This is a genomic window from Halohasta sp. A2, from assembly GCF_056175805.1.
This window is the reverse complement of record NZ_JAQFWV010000330.1, coordinates 1-252: the sequence shown is the minus strand read 5'-3', so window position 1 is coordinate 252 and position 252 is coordinate 1. Positions and strand designations below refer to the sequence as shown.

At 50.0% G+C, this 252-nt stretch carries 1 pseudogene; it reads left to right on the top strand.

Going from position 1 to position 252, the window contains the following annotated elements:
* Window positions 1-140 (top strand): annotated as a pseudogene (locus O2S87_RS19325) (ISH3 family transposase); the annotation flags it as partial.
* Window positions 141-252 lie beyond the last annotated feature (112 nt).

Sequence of the window (252 nt, the reverse complement as noted above, 5' to 3'; positions counted from 1 at the left end):
CTAGGAAAAGCCTCGCTCTCACGAGCTCTCGTGATGCCGGATTACGGCTATTGCTGTTTGTCGTGAGCCTGCTGTTACAGAACGTCTGGCGCTATCTCCACTGGATGTACGTGGCGGCGCCCCGCCGGAGTGGTCAGCGTAACTTTTGAATATCGGTGAGGAACTTTTTGATCCAACCATTCGCAAATCCAAGACGTTGAGAGAGATCTAAGAATGTGTCAGTGACAAACTGTTTGAAATGCTCTCGATTCT